This is a genomic window from Marinococcus sp. LNSP9103-4, assembly GCF_056034345.1.
Genome location: NZ_JBQLIA010000024.1, coordinates 15,809 through 37,165, shown reverse-complemented (window position 1 = coordinate 37,165; position 21,357 = coordinate 15,809). Strand labels below are relative to the sequence as shown.

Below are 21,357 nucleotides of genomic sequence, written 5' to 3'. Positions count from 1 at the left end.
AACTCTTTTAAGCTTTAATTAATAAAACTATTATTTTATTTACAATCACCCAAACATACATACATAGGTTGTCTGAGATTTATATTACGGTAATGCACCGCTTAAACATTATTATATTTATTGTACAGGTATGAGCGTTACTGCTCCACTCGATTCTATACTGCCTCCATCTTCAATCTCGAACACATATTCTTTTTCACTAAAGTCCTCATCGTTGCCAAGGATAGTGTTAACTACCGTGTCGCCATAAGCATTGTATACAAAGAAATTTTCTGCATTTTTATCTGAAACCGCTTTGTATCGACCTGGGGAAAAATCTTTTCCTGCTGTAAACATTCCAGCACTAAGTGAAACAGGTTCTTCATTTTTCTCTTTGATGGCCTCGCCTATATTATTTAATTCCTCGTTTCTTTGCTCTATTTCTTCTTTTAAGTCCTCCAGTTCTTTTTCTCTAGCCTCGACTTTTTCATTTACACCTAAAACTTCTTCTTCTACTATTTTTTCCTCATCTTCAACCTTCTGATCCAAAGCCACAATATCTTCTTCTGTTGTCTTTTCTTTATTAGTAACCTTAGTTTCTAGCTTTTGAATTTCATTGTTAATTTCTTCTTCCTTTGATTGAAAATTTTCTGTTTGTTCTTCAAGTTCTGTTTCATGTTCGTTTTTTATTTCTTGTAATTCCTGCTCATATTTTTCTTCTTCTTGCTTTAACTTATCTGATAAAGAATTACTTTGATCTTCATGTTGATTTTCTAATTCCGCAATTTCAGATTTTATATTTTCTTTTTCACTTATCAAGCTATCTATTTCTTCTACTTCTGTCTCTTTATCTTTTACTTCACCTTGTTTAGCTTCTAATTTTTCTTCTTCTATTTTGAAAGCTTCATCTAATTTTGCAAGTTCGGTTTCTTTATCCTCCACTGCATTCAATAAATCACTATAAGTCATTTTCTGTTCATCGATTCGAATATTTTTTTCTTCTTCAGTCATAGGAATGAACAGGGCAATAATAAATAAGACAAAGCCTACACCAATATAACTAGACGGTTTTTTCTTCTCTTTTTTTCTAAAAACATTTATTAGCAACCAAATAACAGAAACAATGATTACTACCAAACCGATCAGAGCAATTAAAGCACTAAAAAAACTTCCCATTTTTATCCCCCTCTTTTTGAAATGCTCCGCAAGCTTCTCTCAAATACATTTTCTTACTAAAAAGCCAAGTTTCTTAGTTTTTTACTTAACTATAATATAGCACTTACGTAGATAATATCTACTTGTTTTAAGGAAATATTTTCATTTTATTTGTAAATTTAATCATGCGACTATTGTTGTACAGTAGATATTGTTTTCAAAAAAACACCTGCTAAAAGCAGATGTTAGACAATTATATTTCATTCACTATAAAAGAATTAAACTAAAGTGTTCTCTCTTAAATCCACCTATTCTTCATTCTCTATTTTTTCATAATAGTATTTAGGAAATCACTAGAAGAAAGCAATTTAGCCAAGCGAAAAAAGCAGAATTGAAAGCCTCTCTGGAACAAGAACTAATAAACTAAATATTGTACTCCTCTACTGTTGACTACGTTATCTAATATTTACTGGTTATGTTTTAAAAATTTTGGTTAACTTACACTATTCTTTAGTGTTTATGTTAAATGATTTAAGTTAACCAAAGTTTTCATCACACTCGTGTTTATTCTTTCACTTCCCCATAGTTAAAAACCTATTTCTTCACCCTCCAACCATTGTTTGAACAAAGTCCTCATCCTTAAACTAGGAATATAGATGTTTATTTCTTCGGGGACTTCTTTTCTTATTGCGCTCCTCCACACCCATTGTAATAAATGACTTAAAGCTAATAAATCTTGATCTACTCGGACGCCCTGTTTTTCAAAAAATGAGCTTTCAAAAGGATTCATATACAAATTATAAACAAAAGCCAAATTGTGATATTCTTGATAATCATTTGTAGCCCTCGTCGTCCACGCAGTAAAACCTTTTGTATACCCTTTCCCTTTCAGTTTTGATTTTTTGTCTTTTTTTGTTGTCCATAAGTTATCGTTAGATTTTCCGTATTTTCTAAAGTAAGTATACAAGTTTTTCTGCAACCTCAAAATTTGTTCTTCTTTAGCATACTTTAACCATGTTGAAGATAACTCATTACCCTTAGCTTTGGGCACACTTAAATAATTTTCGTTCATTTTCCCCTCGTATATATTAATCAAGTTCGCATACGCTTCCCTTCCTTCTGCTGATGGATCGTATGTAGTTAAAACATAATTATGTCCTAATTTTTCTACAGACCTATACCCATAATTTAATTTAAACATATCATAATAGTATCTTTGTACTTGTCCTTTAAATAAATAAGTTAGTATGTATGTTTCTGAAAACGTCTTGAATATTTGAATCGGAAACGTCCAAAATAACATTTGATTGTTAAATATGTATATATTGTTCTGCTCAGCCAAAGACTTCAAACTTACATATTTACTGTGAAATACTCCGCTATAATAACTACTATTCCACCTAACTTTATTATCTTCTAACTCTATTAGATTAGCTTGTAGCATTATATCTATGTCAAATTTGGAAATTTTCTCTATGCGCTCAATTACGTTTGCTACCTCATCTAAAATCAATATGTAACCTGCATCTTTCAGTAAGTCCAACACTTCATTATCGAAGAGTCCAAATAAAGCATGAGTGGTTACAATACTTTCTCCCTGGGCTACTAGTTCCTTAAAGTGAGTTAGCTTGCTTCCTTTACCCTTTTGTGGATCTGGTTCTATCAAAAACGGACAATCTATTGTAATATTGTTTCTAATTTCTTCTAGGTACGGCGAAACGTATATAAACCTTTTTTGTTTTTTGTTTTCGTTCATATACTGCTTAGCCCAACTTGTTTTCCCACTACCCATTATTGAGTCTACAATTGTTATATTTTCATTTTTCACTGTTCTTTTCTTCCATTCTATGTATTTTTTGATCTATTACCTAGCTAATATTAATTCGTATTAGTTCCTCCTTCTCTTTAGTTACTACGTTTAAACTTTCAAAAATATTAAAGTGCAGTTTTTCTAAAAAAACCTTGTATTAACAACACTTCCAGCCTCCTCCCCTTAAGTGAAGAATAATAAAAGCGCTTTTTTTCATTGCGCTTAATCTTATTATATGTTATATTTAGATATTTGTCAAGTTTATATGTTACACTAAGCAGACGAGCTTTGCTCGCTGCATTTTACCTTATTACAAAAGAGGTACGTTTGTCCTAACGGACACGCACCTCTTTCGCACTAAGGCCAATAATTCGGGACTGCAAGACAAGCTTGCAGCCCAAATTATTGTATCTGAACTCTCTTAACTCCATGATTCTAGAACATTCGAATTTTAAAAAGTATGGTTTTCAGGGTGTTCAAAACTAATAAGAAATTTTCTGGAATGAGAATTTAAATGATTAATGATTTAACGTTTTCGATATAAATTCATCACAGGCGAAAAACGATCATGACTTAAACGCAATTCTTGGGAGTCCAATTGAACATACCTTCTTACAGTTCTCATGTCATTCCATCCCCCTAACTTTTGCAGTGAAAATGGATCACATCCATTTAATACCATGGTTTTTGCCCATGTATGTCTGTAGACATGAGCAGTTACTTTTTTATCACAAACACCTGCTTTTTCAGCGTAATATTTTAATCTTTTATTGAAATGATTCTGCCCTAAAGGTTCGCCGTATGAAGATAAAAATATATCCTCCGAATCAAAGTTCTTTTTATTTTCTTCAATCAAATATAATAAAAGTTTGATAACGTGAAGGGAAACAGGCACTAAACGGGTTTTGCGATTTTTGTTCTTTTCTGCATTTAGGGTAATGAATCTAGTTTGAAAATCTATATCTTTCATTGATAAACTTAACAATTCCTTTGCTCTCAAACCGCAATCCAATAGGATCATCATAGCAACGTAATCCCTAAAACCTACATAATCCCTCTGATTGGGTTGCATAAGCAATTGCTTCACTTCTTCTTCCGTAAAGCAATTGGTGAGGTCTACATCTTGTCGTATGAGTTTAATATTAGCTATAGGATTTTGCTGAATAAACTCTTCCCGCTCCAAGTAATTAAATATTGCCCTGTACACTCTTAAGCGGATATTAATAGTTGTATCACTTAATCCTGTGCCTTGCGGATTCGTAATATACTTATGCCCCTCGTATTTCTTTGCATCGTTTTTCAAATAATTAATATACTCCCGGAAAATATGCGGAGAAAGCTCATGAATATACACTATTTCGTGAGTTTTCTGCACCCAAGAAACAAAATAACCCCAGTCTTTTCTATAATCTCGCAGCGTCCGCTCCCTTAACCCTTCCGCAGTCTTTCCCGCCACTACTAAATCAATAGCCTGTGCTAATGTTAATTCTAAATACTCTTTGTTCTCAGACATTTTCCTGACAGGCTTACGCCGATTTCTTTTGTTTAAAGCCATAAAAAAACCTCCTCTAATAGTAATGAGTGAACATTAACTATCGAGAAGGCATGTATTAACGTCCTGTGTGCGATTCTAGGGTTGTTTACGCCCTATTGAGGGGTTAAGTACACACAGATAATTCCATCAATCCTTAACCCTTAGACCGCTTTTTCTAAAGCTATTTTTCTAGCATTTCTCCGGTGTACCTTCTTTGGTTGCGGTCTTGAACGATGCGCCGCAGCCGCAGGAAGCGATGGCGTTCGGATTGTCGATCGTGAAGCCGCCGCCCATCATGTTTTCCTTGAAATCGATGTTTACGCCGTCCAGGACAGGAGCACTCTCACTGTCTACAACGATTGGAACACCTTTGATTTCAAGCACCTGGTCAGTTTCTTCTACTATAGAATCAAAACCCATGCCGTAGGATAGGCCGGTGCATCCGCCGCCTTTTACACCTACACGCATATATAGTGAACTGTCGCCTTCTTCTTCAATCATGTCGAGCACACGCTGTGCTGCTGCATCCGATAATACTAACATTAGTGTTTCCTCCTTTGTGTATCTGAGGCTCATTTATATTATAGACCCTTATCCTCCGTTCTTCAAATATTCCTCTTTTGTTTTTTCTGGCGGACGTTTTTATGGGCAAATACTTTCATTTTGCTTATATTTGTGAGAAAGTTCTAAAAAATTTAAAGTATGGAGGAGTTTTTTTGAAAATAATGACTTTTCTGATCCTCGCCCTTGCCGTCGGATGGATCATTATTGCAGAAAATACTAACCAGACCATTTCTTTTTCAATTTTCCAAAGTGCCTCCACCACGAGCAGCGAGGCCAGTTTAATCGAAGAACAGGAGGAAATGGAAAAGGAGTGGCAGCAGGAATATATCGACGGAAACCATACGTTTAACAATCCAATGATTATCCAGGACCCTTACGGAGAGGCTCCACTTACTGCTTTGACGAAATTCCGTACAGAAAGTCCCAGCCGTATCACCGTAACGGTTGCCAGCCGTGGCGGGGCCCAGGACATTACACATACATACCCTGCCTTTAACCAGGAGCATGACGTGCCTGTTCTCGGACTTTACCCTGGTACGGACAACGAAGTTACTATAGAAGCCGAAGACCGTCAGGGAAACATTCAGGAGCAGACCGTTTCCATAGAAACTAATGATACTCCTGCTTTCGCTCATGACAGAGAGGTAATAGAAAGCTCTCCAGCGGAGATGGAACCCGGTCTTACTTTTTTAACTCCTGGTAAATCCAAAGCTTATGGAGTGGATGAGCAGGGAGATATCCGCTGGTATTCTTCCCGGACCGGGGGTTTTGTGTTTAAACGGCTCTCCAATGGAAATATGCTGCTCGGGGCCTCGCAGTCTGAGGATAACCGCAATGAGTATCTTTTTGAAACGGATATGCTTGGAAAGATTCAGCATCAGTACAAAATTAATCTGCCCAGCTACGAGGACACTAACGTCATTCACCATGACGCCATCGAATTGCCAAATAACAACCTTTTAGTTACCGTGCACGACAACAGCAATTCTTACGAAGAAGATACTATGGTGGAAATCGACCGATCTACCGGCGAAACGATGGAAACGCTTGATTTGAAAGACATTTTTCCTTCTGAAGCGTACGAAGAATATTCCGGCCCGAACGAAAGCGATGGTGACTGGATGCATCAAAACGCTATCTGGTACGACAAATATAACAAAAGCATTCTCGTATCCGGACGCCATCAGGACGCCGTCATGAGCCTGACTTACCCGGATATGGAGATTAACTGGATTCTGGCTGCCCCGGAGGGCTGGGCTGCAGATATGTCCGAAAAAGTACTCGATCCAGAAAACGGCAATATTAAATATCCCGGCGCCCAGCACGCTCCAATGATTCTTCCAGACCAGGATGACAACCCGGACACTAAGGATGTCCTCCTGTTTGATAACAACAGGGTAGTCACCCGCGGCGATGAATCCATCAGTCAGGATTTCAGCCAGGGCATTCAGTACCGTATCAATGAAGCTGAAGGCACCGTGGAGACCGTTTGGAGCTACGGTGAGGAACGCGGAAAAGATTTTTTCTCCAACGTGGTCGGCGATGCTGATTATTTGTACGAAACCGAAAACCGCCTGCTCACCTCCGGCTATCAGAAGGTGGAGGAAGGCTATCAGGCCACTGTGGTTGAAACTGCCGGCACCACAGATGAAGTAGTCTACGAACTCGAGCTTTCCGGTATCGAGGAAGGAGACGGCCGGGTTGTTTACCGTGCCGAGAGGCTGCCTCTCTACCCGGAGACATGGAATTACTCTTTGGCCTCCCCTGCGGACACTTCTTCCGAATGAAGAACTGCTTTGGGCGTTGTTACTTTCCTTCCGGAATACCACGATGTATAATAAGAAACTGAGCCCCGGAAATTCTTGTTAGCTTGATGTCTTTCCCTGGCAGCATACCTTTTATATACCTATACAGCAGATAAGGTTTTGCACGGCGGTACGGAAGCTGCCTGCAGAACCGCTGAACTTTACAGTATTTCTTGTACATCGGAAAGGAAGGATTAATATGGCGATCACCTTGAATCGCGACGCCGACATGCAGCGCATTGCCGACAAAGTCCGAGAAGGAGAACGGTTATCCATTGAAGACGGCCTCTATCTCTATGAAACAGCAGATCTGTTAACCGTGGCCCAGTTGGCAAATGAGGTGAACGAAAGAAAAAACGGGGATAACGTTTATTTTATCGAAAATATGTACATCAACCCGACCAACGTATGCGAAGCGAGCTGCTCGTTTTGCGGATTTAAGCGCAAACCCGGCGAAGAAAACGCGTATACAATGCATGAAGAAGAACTGCTTGAATACGTGGAAAAACGCTGGAATGACAACATCCGGGAATTTCACATCGTTGGCGGTCACAACACGGACGTGCCGTTTGAGTATTATTTAAACACCGTCCGCGTGCTGAAAAAGCATTACCCACAGGCGAAGGTTAAAGCCTACACAGGAGCCGAAATCGAATTCTTTGCCCGTCACGCAGGGATCAGCATGCGCGAAGTCCTCATAGAGCTGCAAAAGGCAGGACTCGATACGCTTCCAGGCGGCGGCGCTGAAATTCTTACAGAGAATTACCGTGCGAAAATGAGTCCGGACAAGGCGACGACGTTTGAATGGCTAGAAGCTCACGAGCTCGCTCACGACCTTGGCATGCGTACGCACGCCACAATGCTGTACGGGTCGATTGAATCGAAGGAGGAACGGCTCATTCATATGGACCGCGTCCGTGCCCTGCAGGACAAAACCAATGGCTTCATGGTCTTTATCCCGCTCGCCATGCAGCCCCGCAAGCTCGATGCCGGCCTGCACCAGCGCACCTCCGCATTTGATGACCTGCGAACCATAGCAATTTCACGGCTGATGCTTGATAACTTTGATCACATCAAAGCGTACTGGATTAATATCGGCGCCCAGCTGACCCAGATGGCACTCACATTTGGCTCCGACGATATTCACGGCACACTGATCGAGGAACGAATTTCTCATTCTGTCGGCGCGCTGACTTCCCAAGGGATCACCCGGAAGGAATTGATCCACCTAATTAAAACAGCCGGAAAAACCCCTGTGGAACGGGATACCTTCTATAACATTGTTAAATCCTATTAGACGTAAAAAGAGAGCGGGCGCCCGCTCTCTTTTTGTTTATATTGATGCCCTTCTTGTTTCATAGTCACCTGTACAGATAACCTCAGCATTTCCCGTCATCAGTATATTTCCTGATGACTGCCACGTAATATAGAGGTCACCTCCGGGAAGATGCACAGTAACCTCTTTGTCTTTTTCACTCTTACCAGCTGCCACTGCAGCTGCCACGGCTGCACAGGCACCTGTTCCGCATGCCTGGGTAATACCGGAACCTCGCTCCCACACTCTAAAATCCATCACATCACTGCGGCGCATATGCACGAACTCAATGTTGGCCCCTTCCGGAAAGGCTTCGTGTGCTTCAAGCTCCGCCCCGGCAGTTTCCACGGGTGCCTGCTCTGTGTCATCCACAAAAATGACTCCGTGCGGGTTGCCCATGGATACAGGCATCAGCTGCCACGACCGGCCTGCAGCTTCAAGGGACAGCTCTCCCTCTCCGGACTCTTTGACGGGAACCTGGGCCCAGTCAAATTCCGGAGCTCCCATATCGACGGTTACCAGGCTGACGGTCTGACCGGTATTGTCCGGATGAACGGTCGCTTTCATCGTTCCTCCAAGCGTTTCGATCGTAAAACGCTCTTTGTTGACGTAACCATGCTCGTAAGCATACTTAGCTGTGCAGCGCAGCCCGTTCCCGCAGTTTTTCGCCTCCGATCCATCAGCATTGAACACCTGCATTTTCACGTCTTCATGCGTCGACGGCCCGATCAAAATCAGCCCATCTGAACCTATCCCTTTATTTTTATCGGCTACCTGCCGGGCAAGCCTTGGAAGCTCGTGCTCTTCAAGCGTTTCTTCAAATACGTCGACATAAATGTAGCTGTTGCCAAGCCCGTGCATTTTTGTAAATCTCATGACCTTCTCTCCCTTCGTCTCAGCGGCTCTGTCGTCCATAAGTAATCTTCATCTGCAAATACAATATGCATGCGTGTATGGCAGCACGGCATATTGATATATGTTTTTATTTCCTCTTTTGCCCATTCTAAATCTTTTACTTTCATCGCTGTTAATATATTTCTGGTTCCGCAGTACGGGCATTCATTAATATAAATATCTTCACCTATTTTGTCATATGGCCATGTATTTTCAAAAGGAATAATATCCATTTTTTCCCCCTCTTTAAACGTTGAGAAAAAAACGCCTTTCCTTCTGCAGAAAGACGCTTTTGCATTAAAACATTGGGTTTTCTTCAAGATGAGTATAAATATTGGCAAGAAGGTCTTTTTCATCTTCCCCTTCTACCGGCTCCCCGTTCACAAGTGCGTACATATTCATAGAGCAACGGCCGCAGTAGCCTAAGCATATATCTTCAATAACATCCAGATTCGGATCTTTTTCAAGTTCTTCCATTGCCCCGTGAGAGCCGTTCGCCAAATTACTCATGCAAAACTCAATAATTGGCCTCACCTTTCATCACCTCTTCCCGGGTTATACGAGTTTATATTAGTCGTCTGCGGCCGCTGCGTCAACCAATTCGTTTGAATATCCCGTTCACAAAATTGTTTGATATTTTTAAAATTGGTTGCCAAAGCAGCTGTACCTCTCTATAATCAAAATTGACCGCAGTCATTTTTAATGGCTGCACGACCGAATCGTTCTCTCTCTATTGTAACTTTTTTATTTTTGCAAATGCTTTCAGCTGCGCAGAGGGGGATTCTATGAAACGAACGGAAAAACGAGAGCAGACACGTTCCCGCATTCTGCAGGCTGCCGTGCATTTATTTCAGGAAAAGGGCTTTGAACAGACGACTGTGCAGGAAATTACGGCTTCAGCCGAAGTCGCCAAAGGGACTTTTTTCAATTACTTCCCTACAAAAGAGTCGATCATGCGTGCACTCGCAGAGGACCGGCTGCTCAGAGTGCAGGAATACATGCAGACGTATAAAATTCAGCGCATGACACTTCCTTCCCGTATTCGTGCCTATGCCGGGTATTTCCTGGGGGACTTTCACCTGAATCCTTCCCTCACCAGGCACATCTGGCGGCATGTGGTCGAGCATGACAGTGCTTTGCTTCGCACGTGGGAACAGCTCCTTGAGAGCGGTGTCCGCCAGCAGGAAATAGACCCTTCCATTTCTTCGAATCGATGGGCACATATTATTAACAGCTATTTTTACTATCAGCTATCCATCGGAGCTGAAACCGATCGGGAAGAACTACTTCATCATTTTATGCAGCTGGTCCACGCGGGCATAGACAGCATGCTACTCAAAGGGGGACAAGAAACAATGGAAAAAATTATCGTATTAGGTGGAGGCTACGGCGGGATGCGCTTTCTTCAGCGCGTGCTCGGCAGCGACCTCCCCCAGGATGTTGACATTACATTAGTGGACAAACTTCCGTACCATTGTATGAAAACGGAATACTACGCACTCGCTGCCGGAACAGAATCTGACCACGAGGTGCGCGTTCCGTTTCCGGATCATTCCCGTTTAAAAATTCATTTTGGCACGATCGACCATATCGATATGGAAAATCAGATGGTGATCATGTCCGATTCTTCCTCGCTTCCATACGACAAGCTCGTTGCCGGGCTTGGCTCGGTCGACAACTTTCACGGGGTTCCCGGAGCAGAAGAGCACTCCTACAGCATTCAAAGCATGGAAGCAACACGCCGCACATACGAAGCTATCAGTAACCTTCCGCCAAAAGCAGCAGTCAGCATCGTAGGCGCGGGCCTAAGCGGCGTAGAACTGGCCAGTGAACTGCGGGAGAGCCGCTCAGATCTTCACATACGCCTGTTCGACCGCGGAGAAACCATTCTTCCAATGTTTCCGAAGCGGCTCAGCAACTATGTGCAGAACTGGTTTGAAAAGCATGACGTCGAAGTCATCAGTAATTCCGATATCACCACTGTGACAGCGGAAGGCCTGTACAACCATGAAGACTGGATCCAGTCCGAAGCGATTATTTGGACTGCAGGCATCCAGCCCAACAAAATCATTCGCGAGCTTAATACGGAAAAAGACCGGAAGGGGCGCATCATCTTAACCCCCCACCATCATCTGACAAACGATGAAAATATTTTTATCGTCGGGGACTGTGCCAGCCTGCCTCACGCCCCAAGTGCCCAGCTTGCCGAGGGCCAGGCAGAACAGATCGCCACGATTATGAAAAAACGATGGAAGAACGAACCGCTTCCGGAAACGATGCCTGAGATCAAGCTTAAAGGTACTCTCGGATCGTTAGGCAAAAAGCACGGCTTCGGAGTGATGGGCGGCACTGCTAAAGCAGCAGTTACCGGCCGCGTTGCCCGTCTGTTAAAAAGCGGTGTGCTCTGGATGTACAAAAACCATTCCGGCGTATAATAAAAAAATAATTTCATGTTTCACAAGAAAGGATCTGCCCCGTGATGCAGATCCTTTTTTATATCCGCAGACAGCCATTGATTTCTACTAATTAAATTATCATATATAATATGAAAAATTTAGAAAATTAAAAGTATATTTGGCTGAAATAGATATAACGCTGTTGACGGTTTCTTCGGACCCATTTATTATTAACTAAAATTTCAAAAAATATCAAAAGTTATGAATTATCATGGGAGGGTCAGCATGTATTTTTCAAAAAAGTTAACTGTCGGGGTTCTCGCAGGAATGGTTATCAGCTCAGGAAGCCTTCTTCACGCAAATGGCTCAGCAAATGATAATGCCAATGACAACGGAGCTGAAAACAGCAGTAAAAATGCTAAGGACGACGTCCCGGAAAATGTCATCGTAATGGTGGGAGATGGCATGGGCATGGGTCAGATGGAGATTGCTTCCATGCTTGAATACGGCAAGGAAGGCGAACTGTTCATGGAGTCTCTTGAACATACTGGTATGACCAGCACCTACTCCGCCGATAACAACGTAACTGATTCAGCCGCGGCCGGCACCGCCATCGCTACCGGTACGAAAACAAATAACGGGAGCATCGGAGTCGATGAAGACGGCAATGAAGTAGACAGCATTCTGGATCAGTATCAGGACGACGGTAAAAAAGTCGGCGTTATTTCCAATAATACGGTCACAGATGCCACTCCGGCAGCGTTTACCGCAAGCGTAGCTGACCGCGGCAGCGAAGAAGACATTGCCGAACAGCAGTACGCAGAAGAATATGATGTTCTGCTTGGGGGCGGTGGTGAATTTTTCGGAGCTGACGAGGAAGAAAGCGAAGACAGGCTCGTGGATGATTTCCAGGAAAGCGGCTATGAGTATGCGACTACCGAAGAAGAACTGGAGGAAGCCGGGACTCCGGACAAGCTCCTTGGGCTGTTTAATGATTCGTACATGAACTATAAAACCGATAAAGACGACGTCGACAGCGAAGAGCCTTCCCTGCAGGCTATGACTGAGTCCGGGCTGGACGTGCTTTCACAGGATGATGACGGATTCTTTATGATGGTTGAAGGCGCCCGCATCGACCATGCGGCTCATGCGGCTGACGCTACCGGCGTATGGCAGGAAATGATCGAATTTGACCAGACGGTCGAACAGGTCGTTACCTGGGCAGAAGACCGGGATGATACGCTCGTTGTTGTGCTTTCCGACCATGAAACACTTGGCATGTCTGCAACAGAAACTATGGATGTGGAAGGTCTGAAAGATATTGAAGTTTCCCCTGAGTATATGGCCCAGCAGCTGGAAACCCGGGAAGACTCTGATGAATACACCGATGAAAGCATTCAGCAGGTATTTTCGGAATACGCAGATATTGATATAACTAATGAAGAATTAGAAGCCTTCCGTGCGAATATTGAAGACGATGAGGGAGAGGTCTACCCTGAATATCAGGTGGGCTGGGAAATTGGTTCCATTATTGCTGATCACTACAGTGTAGGCTCGCTTGATACCGAAATACGCGCGGAGAGTGACACCGGCGGACACACCGGGGAAATGGTTCCCGTCTTTGCTGCCGGCGCCGGCAGTGAGCATTTCACCGGCTATATGGACAATACCGACATTAAAGGGCTTATCGAGGAGGCTTCTGCCGAACAGACCAGTAATGGCAAGGAAAACGGCCGTGGAAACGGTGACAGCTAAACAGCGATGGATGTGACAGCAGTTGAAAAAGCCGGACGAAGCGTTAACTTTCGTCCGGTCTTTTTATTCCTTTGATTCTTCTGTCGTTCCCGGGGCCGGCGCTTTCGTCTTATCAATTTCCCTGTAGACAGCTTTGAGTCGTGGGTTTCCTTCTGCCACTACTGTTCCGTTCACTGTTACGAGCGGATAAAAATATTCTTCCTGCCGGACTTTTTCCGCCACAGCATCAGAAGCCGAGCCCGGATCTTCAATATCAATATGTTCTACATTGGGTGGATTTTCCGGATACTTTCGCTGCACTGCAGCTTCGAGCCACTCTGCCGTTTCCCGGCTTGAGGGAAGATTCACGCAGCTCGGACACTTTTTTTCTGCTCCATAAACTTTTATCATGATCACACACCTGCCCCCTTTTCTATATCATACTATACCTTTGCTTTCTTCACTATTTCTCCTGCCCGGTTGATAATGATTGTCAAACAGCATCTGTTCATAGTAGAATGCATATATACGTGATGACATTTGAACATAACAGCCCTACGGTTTATAATAAAAGTATTGAAAGGAGAGATCAACATGCCACAAACGACAGAAGATATGCATGCACAGGTTCAGGAGGTTCTTGAAAAGCTCCGCCCCTTCCTGCTTCGCGATGGAGGCGACGTAGAACTTGTAGATATTGAAGACGGCATCGTTATGGTCCGCCTAATGGGAGCATGCGGCTCATGCCCTTCCTCTACAATTACACTGAAAGCCGGTATCGAACGCGCTCTTTTAGAAGAAGTGCCGGGAGTTAAAGAACTCGAGCAGGTATTTTAATAGACTGTAACCGCAAAAAGCTCAGGGCGTTAAATGCCCTGAGCTTTTTTATATGCTTTCATTTCCATTTCAAACCGAGCTTGATACCCCGGCCGGCTGATTAACATAGTGTACGCTTGAACCGAAGGGAGCCGGCTTGGCTGTTTCGACCCGAAAGTCTGGATAGTCTTCCTGGATCGCCTGCTTCACTTCTTCCCCTCTGCCACTCGGAACGAAGCAGAGAATAGTCGGGCCAGCGCCGCTTAATGCTGCCCCGTAGGCCCCGTACTGGCGAATGCCGCTGAGCATTTCCTCCAGACCAGGCACCATATCTGCGCGGTACGGATGGTGAAAGACGTCCCGGACCATCATTTCACCGGCCATTTTCCAATCTTCTTTTAAAATAGCTGCCACCAGCACGTTACTTACTGCGCTTCCGTGAATAGCTGTGGCGTAAGGAAGTTCAGAAGGAAGCGCTCCTCTCGCTTTTTTAGTCAGAAGTTCACTGTCCGGGATGGCAAGTACAAGGTCCACATCCGGCACACCGCAGTGCATCACGTGTGTTTTTTCCTCTCCGTAGGCACCGACGATCAGGCCGCCATACAGCGATGGCCCAACGTTGTCAGGATGTCCTTCCCAACCGCTTGCAAACTGCATTTTTTCTTCCTTCGACCGGTGCAGTCCGGCCATTTCGTCTGCCAGTTCGATACCGGCAATAATTGCCGAAGCACTGCTTCCGAGTCCTCTTGCGAGCGGGATATCACTTACCATTTCCACGCGGCAGGGGGACAGTTCCACATCGTATTCAGCGGCGTAAGCTGTTGCCGCCTGATAAACAAGATTATTTTCTTTGTTTGGCAGGCTGCTGAGCTCGGACGATTTCGAGAAAAATTCCCACTCCTCCGCCCGGTCGATGTAAAGCGTAAGATAGCGGTTGACTGCTAACCCTACAGAATCAAACCCTGGTCCTAAATTCGCTGAACTGGCCGGCACAGTGATCGACAATCTTTTATCAGCCACGAACGACTCCTCCCTTGATATGCTCCATAAATGCTTCTTCATTATTTGGAATAACCGTTGGTTTCACCGTCACTTTATCAATCGCTGTACTCGGGTCTTTTAGTCCGTTTCCGGTAAGGACGCAGACAACCGAAGAACCTTTTTTGATTTTTCCGCTATCGATCTGTTTTTTAAGTCCCGCCAGAGAAGCACAGGAAGCCGGCTCTGCAAAAACGCCTTCTGTTCTGGCAAGCAGCTGATAAGCTTCAACAATCTCATCGTCTGTTACCATATCAATGCGGCCGTCTGATTCTTCTGTCACCCGGATAGCTTTATCCCAGCTTGCCGGATTACCAATACGTATAGCCGTAGCGATCGTTTCCGGATCTTTGACGACTTCGCCGCGTACAATGGCAGCTGCCCCTTCTGCTTCAAAGCCAAGCATGTTTGGCAGGCCGGTCTGGTGCTGCTCATGGTACTCTTTAAACCCTTTCCAGTAAGCCGTGATGTTTCCGGCATTGCCTACCGGGATACAGAGGGCATCCGGTGCTTTTCCGAGCGCTTCACAAACTTCATACGCAGCAGTTTTCTGGCCTTCAATACGATAAGGGTTCACAGAGTTCACGAGAGTGATTGGCTCTTTTTCACTGATACTCCGGACGATTTCGAGCGCGTTATCGAAGTTGCCCTGGATTTCAAACACTTCGGCTCCGTACATAACGGCCTGGGCCAGCTTCCCGAGCGCAATTTTCCCTTCCGGAATGACAACGATCGTGCGTAGGCCTGCTCTCGTACCATAAGCAGCCGCCGCGGCAGAGGTGTTTCCTGTAGAAGCACAGATAATAGCTTTACTTCCCTCTTCCTTCGCTTTCGCTACCGCCATCACCATTCCCCGGTCTTTAAACGAGCCCGTCGGATTGGTGCCTTCTGTCTTCACGTGAATGTTCACGCCCCACTCTTCCGACAGTCGTTCAAGTGGTATTAACGGGGTATTACCTTCATTCAGGGAAAGCGCCGGCGTATTTTCCGTTACTGGTAAAAAATCTTTATACTGCTTTAAAAGTCCCTGCCAAGCACTCATTTAGCTTCCTCCCTCTACACGGTAGCTGCTTTTAATATCTATTACAACATCAAGACTGTTTAACGCCGTTTGAAGCCGTTTATATACATCGAGTGATGTTGTATGCGTAATAATGACAATTTCTGCGGTGTTCACCATACCTTCTACCGGCCATTGAACGAGACGTTCAAAGCTTACATCCTCTTCAGCGAAAATCGAGGTGAGAGCTGCGAAGGTGCCGGTGGCGTCTTTCACGTGCAGGCGGAGAAAGTATTTCGAAAATACTTCATTATCCGGCTTAATATGCTTTTCATTCAACGGTTCACCGACATGATGGCCGCTGACGCCGAGACGCATATTGCGCACAGAAGTGACAAGATCCGAAACTACAGCTGTGGCAGTTGGAAGCGCTCCGGCTCCCGGGCCGTAAAACATTGTTTCTCCTACTGCCTCACCGTAAATATACACAGCGTTGTATTCGTTCTGCACCGATGAAAGCGGGTGGTCATTTGGCAGCATCATTGGCTGCACTGCAAGCTCCACCTTCCCATTTTTCCGTTCAGCCAGGCCGATCAGCTTTAACGTATAGCCCATCTGCCGGCAGTAGGCGAGATCATCTGTTGTAATGGACGTAATGCCTTCAACGGTAACGTCTGCAAGCTCCACGTTCATGGAAAAGCCGAGATTCGCCAGAATAGCTACTTTTCTGGCAGCATCAAGACCTTCAACATCTGCGGTAGGATCGCTTTCTGCAAATCCGAGCTCCTGCGCTTCAAGCAGGACTTCCTGGTAAGGACGGTCGTCCTGGCTCATTTTCGTCAGCACATAGTTGGTCGTTCCGTTCACGATGCCCATCATTTTTGTGATCCGGTCGGAGGCAAGCCCTTCCGTAAGGCCCCGCAGTACCGGAATTCCTCCGGCTACGCTCGCTTCATAAAACAAATCACAGTGATTATCTGCTGCGATTTTTAACAGCTCTGCCCCGTGGAGGGCCATCAAGTCTTTATTCGCAGTAACAACGCTTTTGCCCTGCTGCAATGCCTGGGTAATATACTTTCTTGCCTGGTCCACACTCCCCATCACTTCAACAACCGTGTGGATCTCAGGGTCGCCGAGCACGTCATCTGCCTCCAGCGTCAGCTGGTCTTCCCGCAAACTCACCTGACCAGTCCTCGGTTTTTCCAAATCACGTACCAGGGCTTTTTTTAAAAACACATCAGCACCCACCTGGTGCTGAAGCTCTTGTTTATGCTCTTCAAGCAGCTGAGCCACACCGGCTCCAACTGTTCCAAATCCAAGCATACCTACGGCAATTTTTTCCATTCCTGCTACACTCCTAACTCCCTCTAAAACCTTTATTACATTCTTTATTTATATAATGTTTATTTTAGGTAAACAAATGTCTTTCTATAAAGGACATTATAACGATATTATTTTCAACTCGCAACCATTACAGCAAAAAAAGCTATAGATAATCAGCCCACTCTGCCAGTGTTTCCACCTGGTAGGCAGGAGGAATTTCTTTGCCAGCTGCCGCCTCCCTGCTGGTAACTCCCGTGTTCACATGAATTGTATCTATTCCTGCCCGGATCCCGGCGAGAATATCGGTATCATAATTGTCCCCGATTAACGCCACTTCTTCTTTGGCCAGTCCGAGCGCCTGCATCGCCATGTCCACCATAATAGGCTGTGGCTTGCCGATAAACACCGGTTCTTTCTGCGCAGCGGTCGTAACGACTGAAGTGAGCGCCCCGTTGCCAGGATGAAAGCCCTGCTCGGTGGGAACAGCGGCATCTTCATTTGTCGAAATGAACATAGCACCGCTCCGTACCGCTACCGTTGCCCTGCTCAGTTTATCGTATGTAATGCTGCGGTCAAGTCCCATTACGACGGCGTCCGGGTTGGTTTCCGTAAGATGAAAGCCGTAATTCTCCAGCGCTTCCTGAAGTCCCTGCTCTCCAACTACATACACCCTGGCAGAAGGTGCCTGCTCATATAAGTATCTGGCTGTCGCAAGTGATGTTGTCATCACCTGGTCTGCTACGCACTTCACTCCCATGCCTGCCAGTCGTTCAGCAACCGTTTCGGGGGCTGAGGTGGAGTTATTGGTCATATATAAATGCGGGATACCTTTATCATGAAGCTGATTCACAAACCGTACAGCTTCCGGGATCGGTTCGCTGCCCCGGTACACCGTCCCGTCCAGATCAATTAAATATGCTTTATACTTTTTCATGGCCGTCCGCCTCCTTTATTCCTTTGTGTCCTTCTCCTCGGGCAGGAAGGCAGATACCGGTCCGAGCTCCTCCTCGAGATAATTCCTTACCGACGGGCTCACCTTCTCTACAGAAGGCTCCGCTTCCGCGAGCACCTGCCTGATTTCGGCGGAGTCAATAGCAGTAAATTCCTGCACAAGTTTTTTCCGGAATGCTACCAGCGGTTTCAGCCGGCTAATCACTTCAGATTCGAGTACCCTTTCGTCTTCAAGGATATCGAGAATATCTTCATAGCTGCCCGGATCCCTCATAATAAAACCATCAATCATCTGATTGCCGACATCTATCAGCGCCTCGATCCACCCGTGCGCGAGTCTTTCGAGCGCGAGCTGCGTGCCTGCTGTCCTTTCCTCCCGGATCTGCTTATATATACGTCCAAGCTGCTCCATATACTGTAGACGGTCCTCAATTTGTTTTCGGTCTACAAAATACATTACTCTGCCTCCTTTTCTCCTTCTCTATGGTAGCATATCTAGCCGCCTCTGCAGATAAAACCAACGCTGAAGACGACATATAAATATGGTAAGATAGTTAAGCATTTTGCAAGTTTTACATATGCATCTTCTTAAAGGAAAGGATGAAATCTATTTATGGATAGAGAACTGGCGCTTGAAATTGTACGTGTTACAGAGGCTGCCGCTGTTTCTTCTGCTCAGTGGCTTGGACGTGGGAGAAAAATAGAAGCGGATGATGCTGCTACGACTTCGATGAGGTCCATGTTTGACTCTGTGCACTGCCGCGGAACGGTCGTCATCGGTGAAGGGGAGCTCGACGAAGCACCTATGCTCTATATTGGAGAAGAAGTGGGAGACGGAGAAGGCCCTGAGGTTGATATTGCTGTTGACCCGCTCGAAGGAACAAATATCGTTGCGAGTGGCCGGGCCAATGCTGTCGCTGTCATTGCCATCGGGGACCGGGGCACACTTCTTCATGCACCGGACATGTATATGGAAAAAATCGCGGTCGGACCGAAGGCCGCAGGGCATGTCCGCCTGGACGATCCGATCGAGACTACCATCGATACAATTGCTAAAACAAGCAACAAACGGGTCCGGGACGTCACGGTTATTATTCAGGACCGTGATCGTCATCAGCAGCTCATCGACCGCGTCCGGGCCAAAGGCGCCCGGGTAAAACTCTTTGGTGACGGGGATGTAGGAGCTTCCATCGCAGCTGCGCTTCCACGCACCGGGATTGATTTATTCCTTGGCACCGGCGGAGCTCCGGAAGGCGTCATCTCAGCTGCCGCTATTAAAGCACTCGGCGGAGACATGCAGGCCCGCCTTGTACCCTCAGACGCCGAAGAAAAAGAGCGCTGCAGAGTTATGGGAATTACGGATACGAGCAAGGTGCTTCAGCTGTCTGACCTCGTTAAAGGAGACGATGCTATCTTCGCGGCCACCGGTGTTTCGAGCGGTGAACTGCTGGACGGGGTTCGTTTTCTTGGAGGAGATCTTGCTGAAACAGATTCCATTGTCATGCGTGCCAAAACCCGTACTGTCCGCTACATTAAAGCCCAGCATCACCTTGACTACAAACCCCACCTTCTCGCTGAAGAATAATAAACAAAAACCCCCGTCGCGGGGGTTTTTACGTTACTGATTCTTTTGCTTCTTCCTGCGTTTCTTCTTTTTGCTCCCGGCGAACCTTTTTTAATACAAAATAGGCACAGCCAAAATTACAGTACTCCAGCAAGTAATCTTCAAGGGTACCGATTTTAAAATCGTGGGGGACTTTTTTACGGTCGTTTTCAAAGAAGCCGCGCATGCGGAGCTGCTCATGCCCCCAGTCCCCGACGACATAATCATACTTGTCCAGTACTTCACTGTAACGCTCTTTAAACGCTTCCTCACTCCAGCTATCCCGAAAGTTTTCGAGCAATTCATAACGCTGTCCCTGAACCTGAATCAATGAGCTCCCCTCCTTTGCTGAGCCTGGCCCTTCCAAAAGAAAAACCAGCATCCGAAAAGAGGAACTGGTTTTTCCAGGGGGCGGTCTCTCATTTATTGATACTTGCTTGCTTCCATCTGTACCTGTGCTTCGTTTACCTGCTCATCAGCATGGTAGGAAGAACGGACAAGCGGCCCGGATTCACAGTGGCTGAATCCTTTTGTCATTGCAATTTCTTTCAGCTCTGCAAATTCCTCTGGCGTATAATATCTTTGTACTTTTAAATGCTTCTTCGTCGGCTGCAGATACTGCCCGATTGTCATAATATCCACGTCGTGTGCCCGCAGGTCATCCATAGCCTGAATGATTTCCTCTTTTGTTTCCCCGAGGCCGACCATCAGGCTCGATTTGGTTGGAATGTCCGGATGAAGCTCTTTAGAATACTGAAGGAAATCCAGGGAACGACGATATTTTGCACGGGCGCGCACCCTCGGCGTTAACCGTTCCACTGTTTCAATATTGTGGTTCAGGATATTCGGTCTTGCTTCCATTAAAATATCCAGGTTTTCCGGAGTACCGGACATGTCTGATGGGAGCACTTCGATTGTCGTGCCCGGGTTTTTCCGGCGGACCGCACGGATGGTTTCGGCAAATACTTCCGAGCCTCCGTCCTTAAGGTCATCTCTTGCCACCGCTGTAATAACGACGTGCTTCAGACCCATTTGTTCGACGGAATCCGCAACACGTTCAGGCTCGCCCCAGTCCAGTTCGTTTGGAAGACCGGTTTTAACGGCGCAGAAACGGCAGCCGCGCGTACAGGTATCACCGAGAATCATGAATGTAGCCGTTTTTCTGACTGCCCAGCATTCGTGGATATTCGGGCATCTGGCTTCTTCACATACCGTGTGAAGATTTTTTTCCCGCATCATTTTTTTCAGTCCTTTGTAGGACTCATTGGTGTTTAGTTTTATTTTCAGCCATTCCGGCTTGCGAACGTATTCTTCCGTTTTTGCCATGATGCTCTCACTCCCAGTTATGAATAATAAAAAGCCTGTTTGTACTCTATCTGTAGTATATGTTTGATTAGACTGACCAGTTTTTACTGTTTTCCTTTATACTTTAACACGTTC

The 21,357-nt window shown here is 45.3% G+C and carries 21 protein-coding genes and 1 pseudogene; 7 read left to right on the top strand and 15 right to left on the bottom strand.

Translation table 11 applies throughout. The features are described from left to right. Window positions 1–117: 117 nt before the first annotated feature. From ACTRXG_RS14040 to ACTRXG_RS14025, 4 genes are all read right to left on the bottom strand, one after another. Complete coding sequence (locus ACTRXG_RS14040) at window positions 118–1,155, bottom strand: hypothetical protein (protein ID WP_474285539.1); 1,038 nt, start codon at window positions 1,153–1,155, stop codon at window positions 118–120. Between the two features lie 565 nt (window positions 1,156–1,720). Further along, complete coding sequence (locus ACTRXG_RS14035; RefSeq protein WP_474285538.1) at window positions 1,721–2,962, bottom strand: DEAD/DEAH box helicase family protein; 1,242 nt, start codon at window positions 2,960–2,962, stop codon at window positions 1,721–1,723. A gap of 508 nt (window positions 2,963–3,470) precedes the next feature. Then, window positions 3,471–4,499: a tyrosine-type recombinase/integrase gene (locus tag ACTRXG_RS14030; protein ID WP_474285537.1), complete on the bottom strand. Its 1,029-nt coding sequence runs from the start codon at window positions 4,497–4,499 to the stop codon at window positions 3,471–3,473. 168 nt (window positions 4,500–4,667) lie between these two features. After that, a complete protein-coding gene (locus ACTRXG_RS14025) occupies window positions 4,668–5,021 on the bottom strand; it encodes a HesB/IscA family protein (protein WP_022794136.1) in 354 nt (117 codons plus the stop codon). Between the two features lie 182 nt (window positions 5,022–5,203). Between ACTRXG_RS14025 and ACTRXG_RS14020 the strand changes: the two genes are divergently transcribed. Together ACTRXG_RS14020 and mqnE are read left to right on the top strand one after the other, a co-directional pair. Then, the gene (locus ACTRXG_RS14020) at window positions 5,204–6,829 is read left to right on the top strand and encodes an aryl-sulfate sulfotransferase (protein ID WP_474285535.1); all 1,626 of its coding nucleotides are present in this window, start codon (window positions 5,204–5,206) and stop codon (window positions 6,827–6,829) included. Between the two features lie 217 nt (window positions 6,830–7,046). Beyond that, complete coding sequence (gene mqnE / locus ACTRXG_RS14015) at window positions 7,047–8,144, top strand: aminofutalosine synthase MqnE (RefSeq protein WP_474263764.1); 1,098 nt, start codon at window positions 7,047–7,049, stop codon at window positions 8,142–8,144. Between the two features lie 36 nt (window positions 8,145–8,180). On the opposite strand, the gene dapF is transcribed toward mqnE, so the two are convergent. From dapF to ACTRXG_RS14000, 3 genes are all read right to left on the bottom strand, one after another. After that, window positions 8,181–9,038: a diaminopimelate epimerase gene (gene dapF, locus ACTRXG_RS14010; RefSeq protein ID WP_474263766.1), complete on the bottom strand. Its 858-nt coding sequence runs from the start codon at window positions 9,036–9,038 to the stop codon at window positions 8,181–8,183. Next, window positions 9,035–9,289 carry a hypothetical protein gene (locus tag ACTRXG_RS14005; RefSeq protein ID WP_474285534.1) on the bottom strand — a complete coding sequence of 85 codons (255 nt, stop codon included), beginning with the start codon at window positions 9,287–9,289 and terminating at the stop codon, window positions 9,035–9,037. The genes dapF and ACTRXG_RS14005 overlap by 4 nt, the downstream gene beginning before the upstream one ends. A 64-nt stretch (window positions 9,290–9,353) precedes the next feature. After that, the gene (locus tag ACTRXG_RS14000) at window positions 9,354–9,590 is read right to left on the bottom strand and encodes a YuzB family protein (protein ID WP_022794141.1); all 237 of its coding nucleotides are present in this window, start codon (window positions 9,588–9,590) and stop codon (window positions 9,354–9,356) included. Window positions 9,591–9,841: 251 nt separating this feature from the next. On the opposite strand from ACTRXG_RS14000, the pseudogene ACTRXG_RS13995 reads away from it, so the two are divergent. The 3 genes and pseudogenes from ACTRXG_RS13995 to ACTRXG_RS13985 all read left to right on the top strand — a co-directional run. Continuing rightward, window positions 9,842–10,009: pseudogene (locus ACTRXG_RS13995) on the top strand (TetR/AcrR family transcriptional regulator); the annotation flags it as partial. Window positions 10,010–10,411: 402 nt separating this feature from the next. Next, a complete protein-coding gene (locus ACTRXG_RS13990; RefSeq protein WP_474263812.1) occupies window positions 10,412–11,491 on the top strand; it encodes an NAD(P)/FAD-dependent oxidoreductase in 1,080 nt (359 codons plus the stop codon). A 246-nt stretch (window positions 11,492–11,737) separates the two neighbouring features. Beyond that, window positions 11,738–13,207: an alkaline phosphatase gene (locus ACTRXG_RS13985; RefSeq protein ID WP_474285533.1), complete on the top strand. Its 1,470-nt coding sequence runs from the start codon at window positions 11,738–11,740 to the stop codon at window positions 13,205–13,207. Between the two features lie 63 nt (window positions 13,208–13,270). On the opposite strand, the gene ACTRXG_RS13980 is transcribed toward ACTRXG_RS13985, so the two are convergent. After that, the gene (locus ACTRXG_RS13980; RefSeq protein ID WP_322526327.1) at window positions 13,271–13,597 is read right to left on the bottom strand and encodes a DUF1462 family protein; all 327 of its coding nucleotides are present in this window, start codon (window positions 13,595–13,597) and stop codon (window positions 13,271–13,273) included. Window positions 13,598–13,780: 183 nt separating this feature from the next. On the opposite strand from ACTRXG_RS13980, the gene ACTRXG_RS13975 reads away from it, so the two are divergent. After that, the gene (locus ACTRXG_RS13975) at window positions 13,781–14,023 is read left to right on the top strand and encodes a NifU family protein (protein WP_022793950.1); all 243 of its coding nucleotides are present in this window, start codon (window positions 13,781–13,783) and stop codon (window positions 14,021–14,023) included. 69 nt (window positions 14,024–14,092) lie between these two features. Here ACTRXG_RS13975 and thrB read toward each other — a convergent pair whose 3' ends face one another. The 5 genes from thrB to ACTRXG_RS13950 all read right to left on the bottom strand — a co-directional run bounded on the left by thrB (window position 14,093) and on the right by ACTRXG_RS13950 (window position 18,771). Continuing rightward, a complete protein-coding gene (gene thrB / locus ACTRXG_RS13970; protein WP_474282775.1) occupies window positions 14,093–15,022 on the bottom strand; it encodes a homoserine kinase in 930 nt (309 codons plus the stop codon). Next, window positions 15,015–16,082, bottom strand: a complete 1,068-nt coding sequence (gene thrC, locus ACTRXG_RS13965) for a threonine synthase (protein ID WP_474263774.1) — start codon at window positions 16,080–16,082, stop codon at window positions 15,015–15,017. Before thrC ends, thrB begins: the two co-directional genes overlap by 8 nt. After that, the gene (locus ACTRXG_RS13960) at window positions 16,083–17,384 is read right to left on the bottom strand and encodes a homoserine dehydrogenase (protein WP_474285531.1); all 1,302 of its coding nucleotides are present in this window, start codon (window positions 17,382–17,384) and stop codon (window positions 16,083–16,085) included. It abuts the gene before it with no gap. A 142-nt stretch (window positions 17,385–17,526) separates the two neighbouring features. Then, window positions 17,527–18,297 (bottom strand): TIGR01457 family HAD-type hydrolase, encoded by a 771-nt coding sequence (locus tag ACTRXG_RS13955; protein WP_474263778.1) that lies wholly within the window; start codon window positions 18,295–18,297, stop codon window positions 17,527–17,529. Window positions 18,298–18,312: 15 nt separating this feature from the next. Further along, entirely contained in the window at window positions 18,313–18,771 is a 459-nt protein-coding gene (locus ACTRXG_RS13950; protein ID WP_474285530.1) for a DUF86 domain-containing protein, read from the bottom strand. 156 nt (window positions 18,772–18,927) lie between these two features. Here ACTRXG_RS13950 and glpX point away from each other — a divergent pair, with 156 nt between their 5' ends. After that, the gene (gene glpX, locus ACTRXG_RS13945) at window positions 18,928–19,899 is read left to right on the top strand and encodes a class II fructose-bisphosphatase (RefSeq protein ID WP_474282781.1); all 972 of its coding nucleotides are present in this window, start codon (window positions 18,928–18,930) and stop codon (window positions 19,897–19,899) included. Window positions 19,900–19,927: 28 nt separating this feature from the next. Here the strand turns inward: glpX and ACTRXG_RS13940 are convergent, their stop codons facing one another. Together ACTRXG_RS13940 and lipA are read right to left on the bottom strand one after the other, a co-directional pair. After that, a complete protein-coding gene (locus ACTRXG_RS13940) occupies window positions 19,928–20,299 on the bottom strand; it encodes a YutD family protein (protein ID WP_474285528.1) in 372 nt (123 codons plus the stop codon). A 41-nt stretch (window positions 20,300–20,340) separates the two neighbouring features. Further along, window positions 20,341–21,264 (bottom strand): lipoyl synthase, encoded by a 924-nt coding sequence (gene lipA / locus ACTRXG_RS13935; RefSeq protein ID WP_298785395.1) that lies wholly within the window; start codon window positions 21,262–21,264, stop codon window positions 20,341–20,343. Window positions 21,265–21,357: the final 93 nt, after the last annotated feature.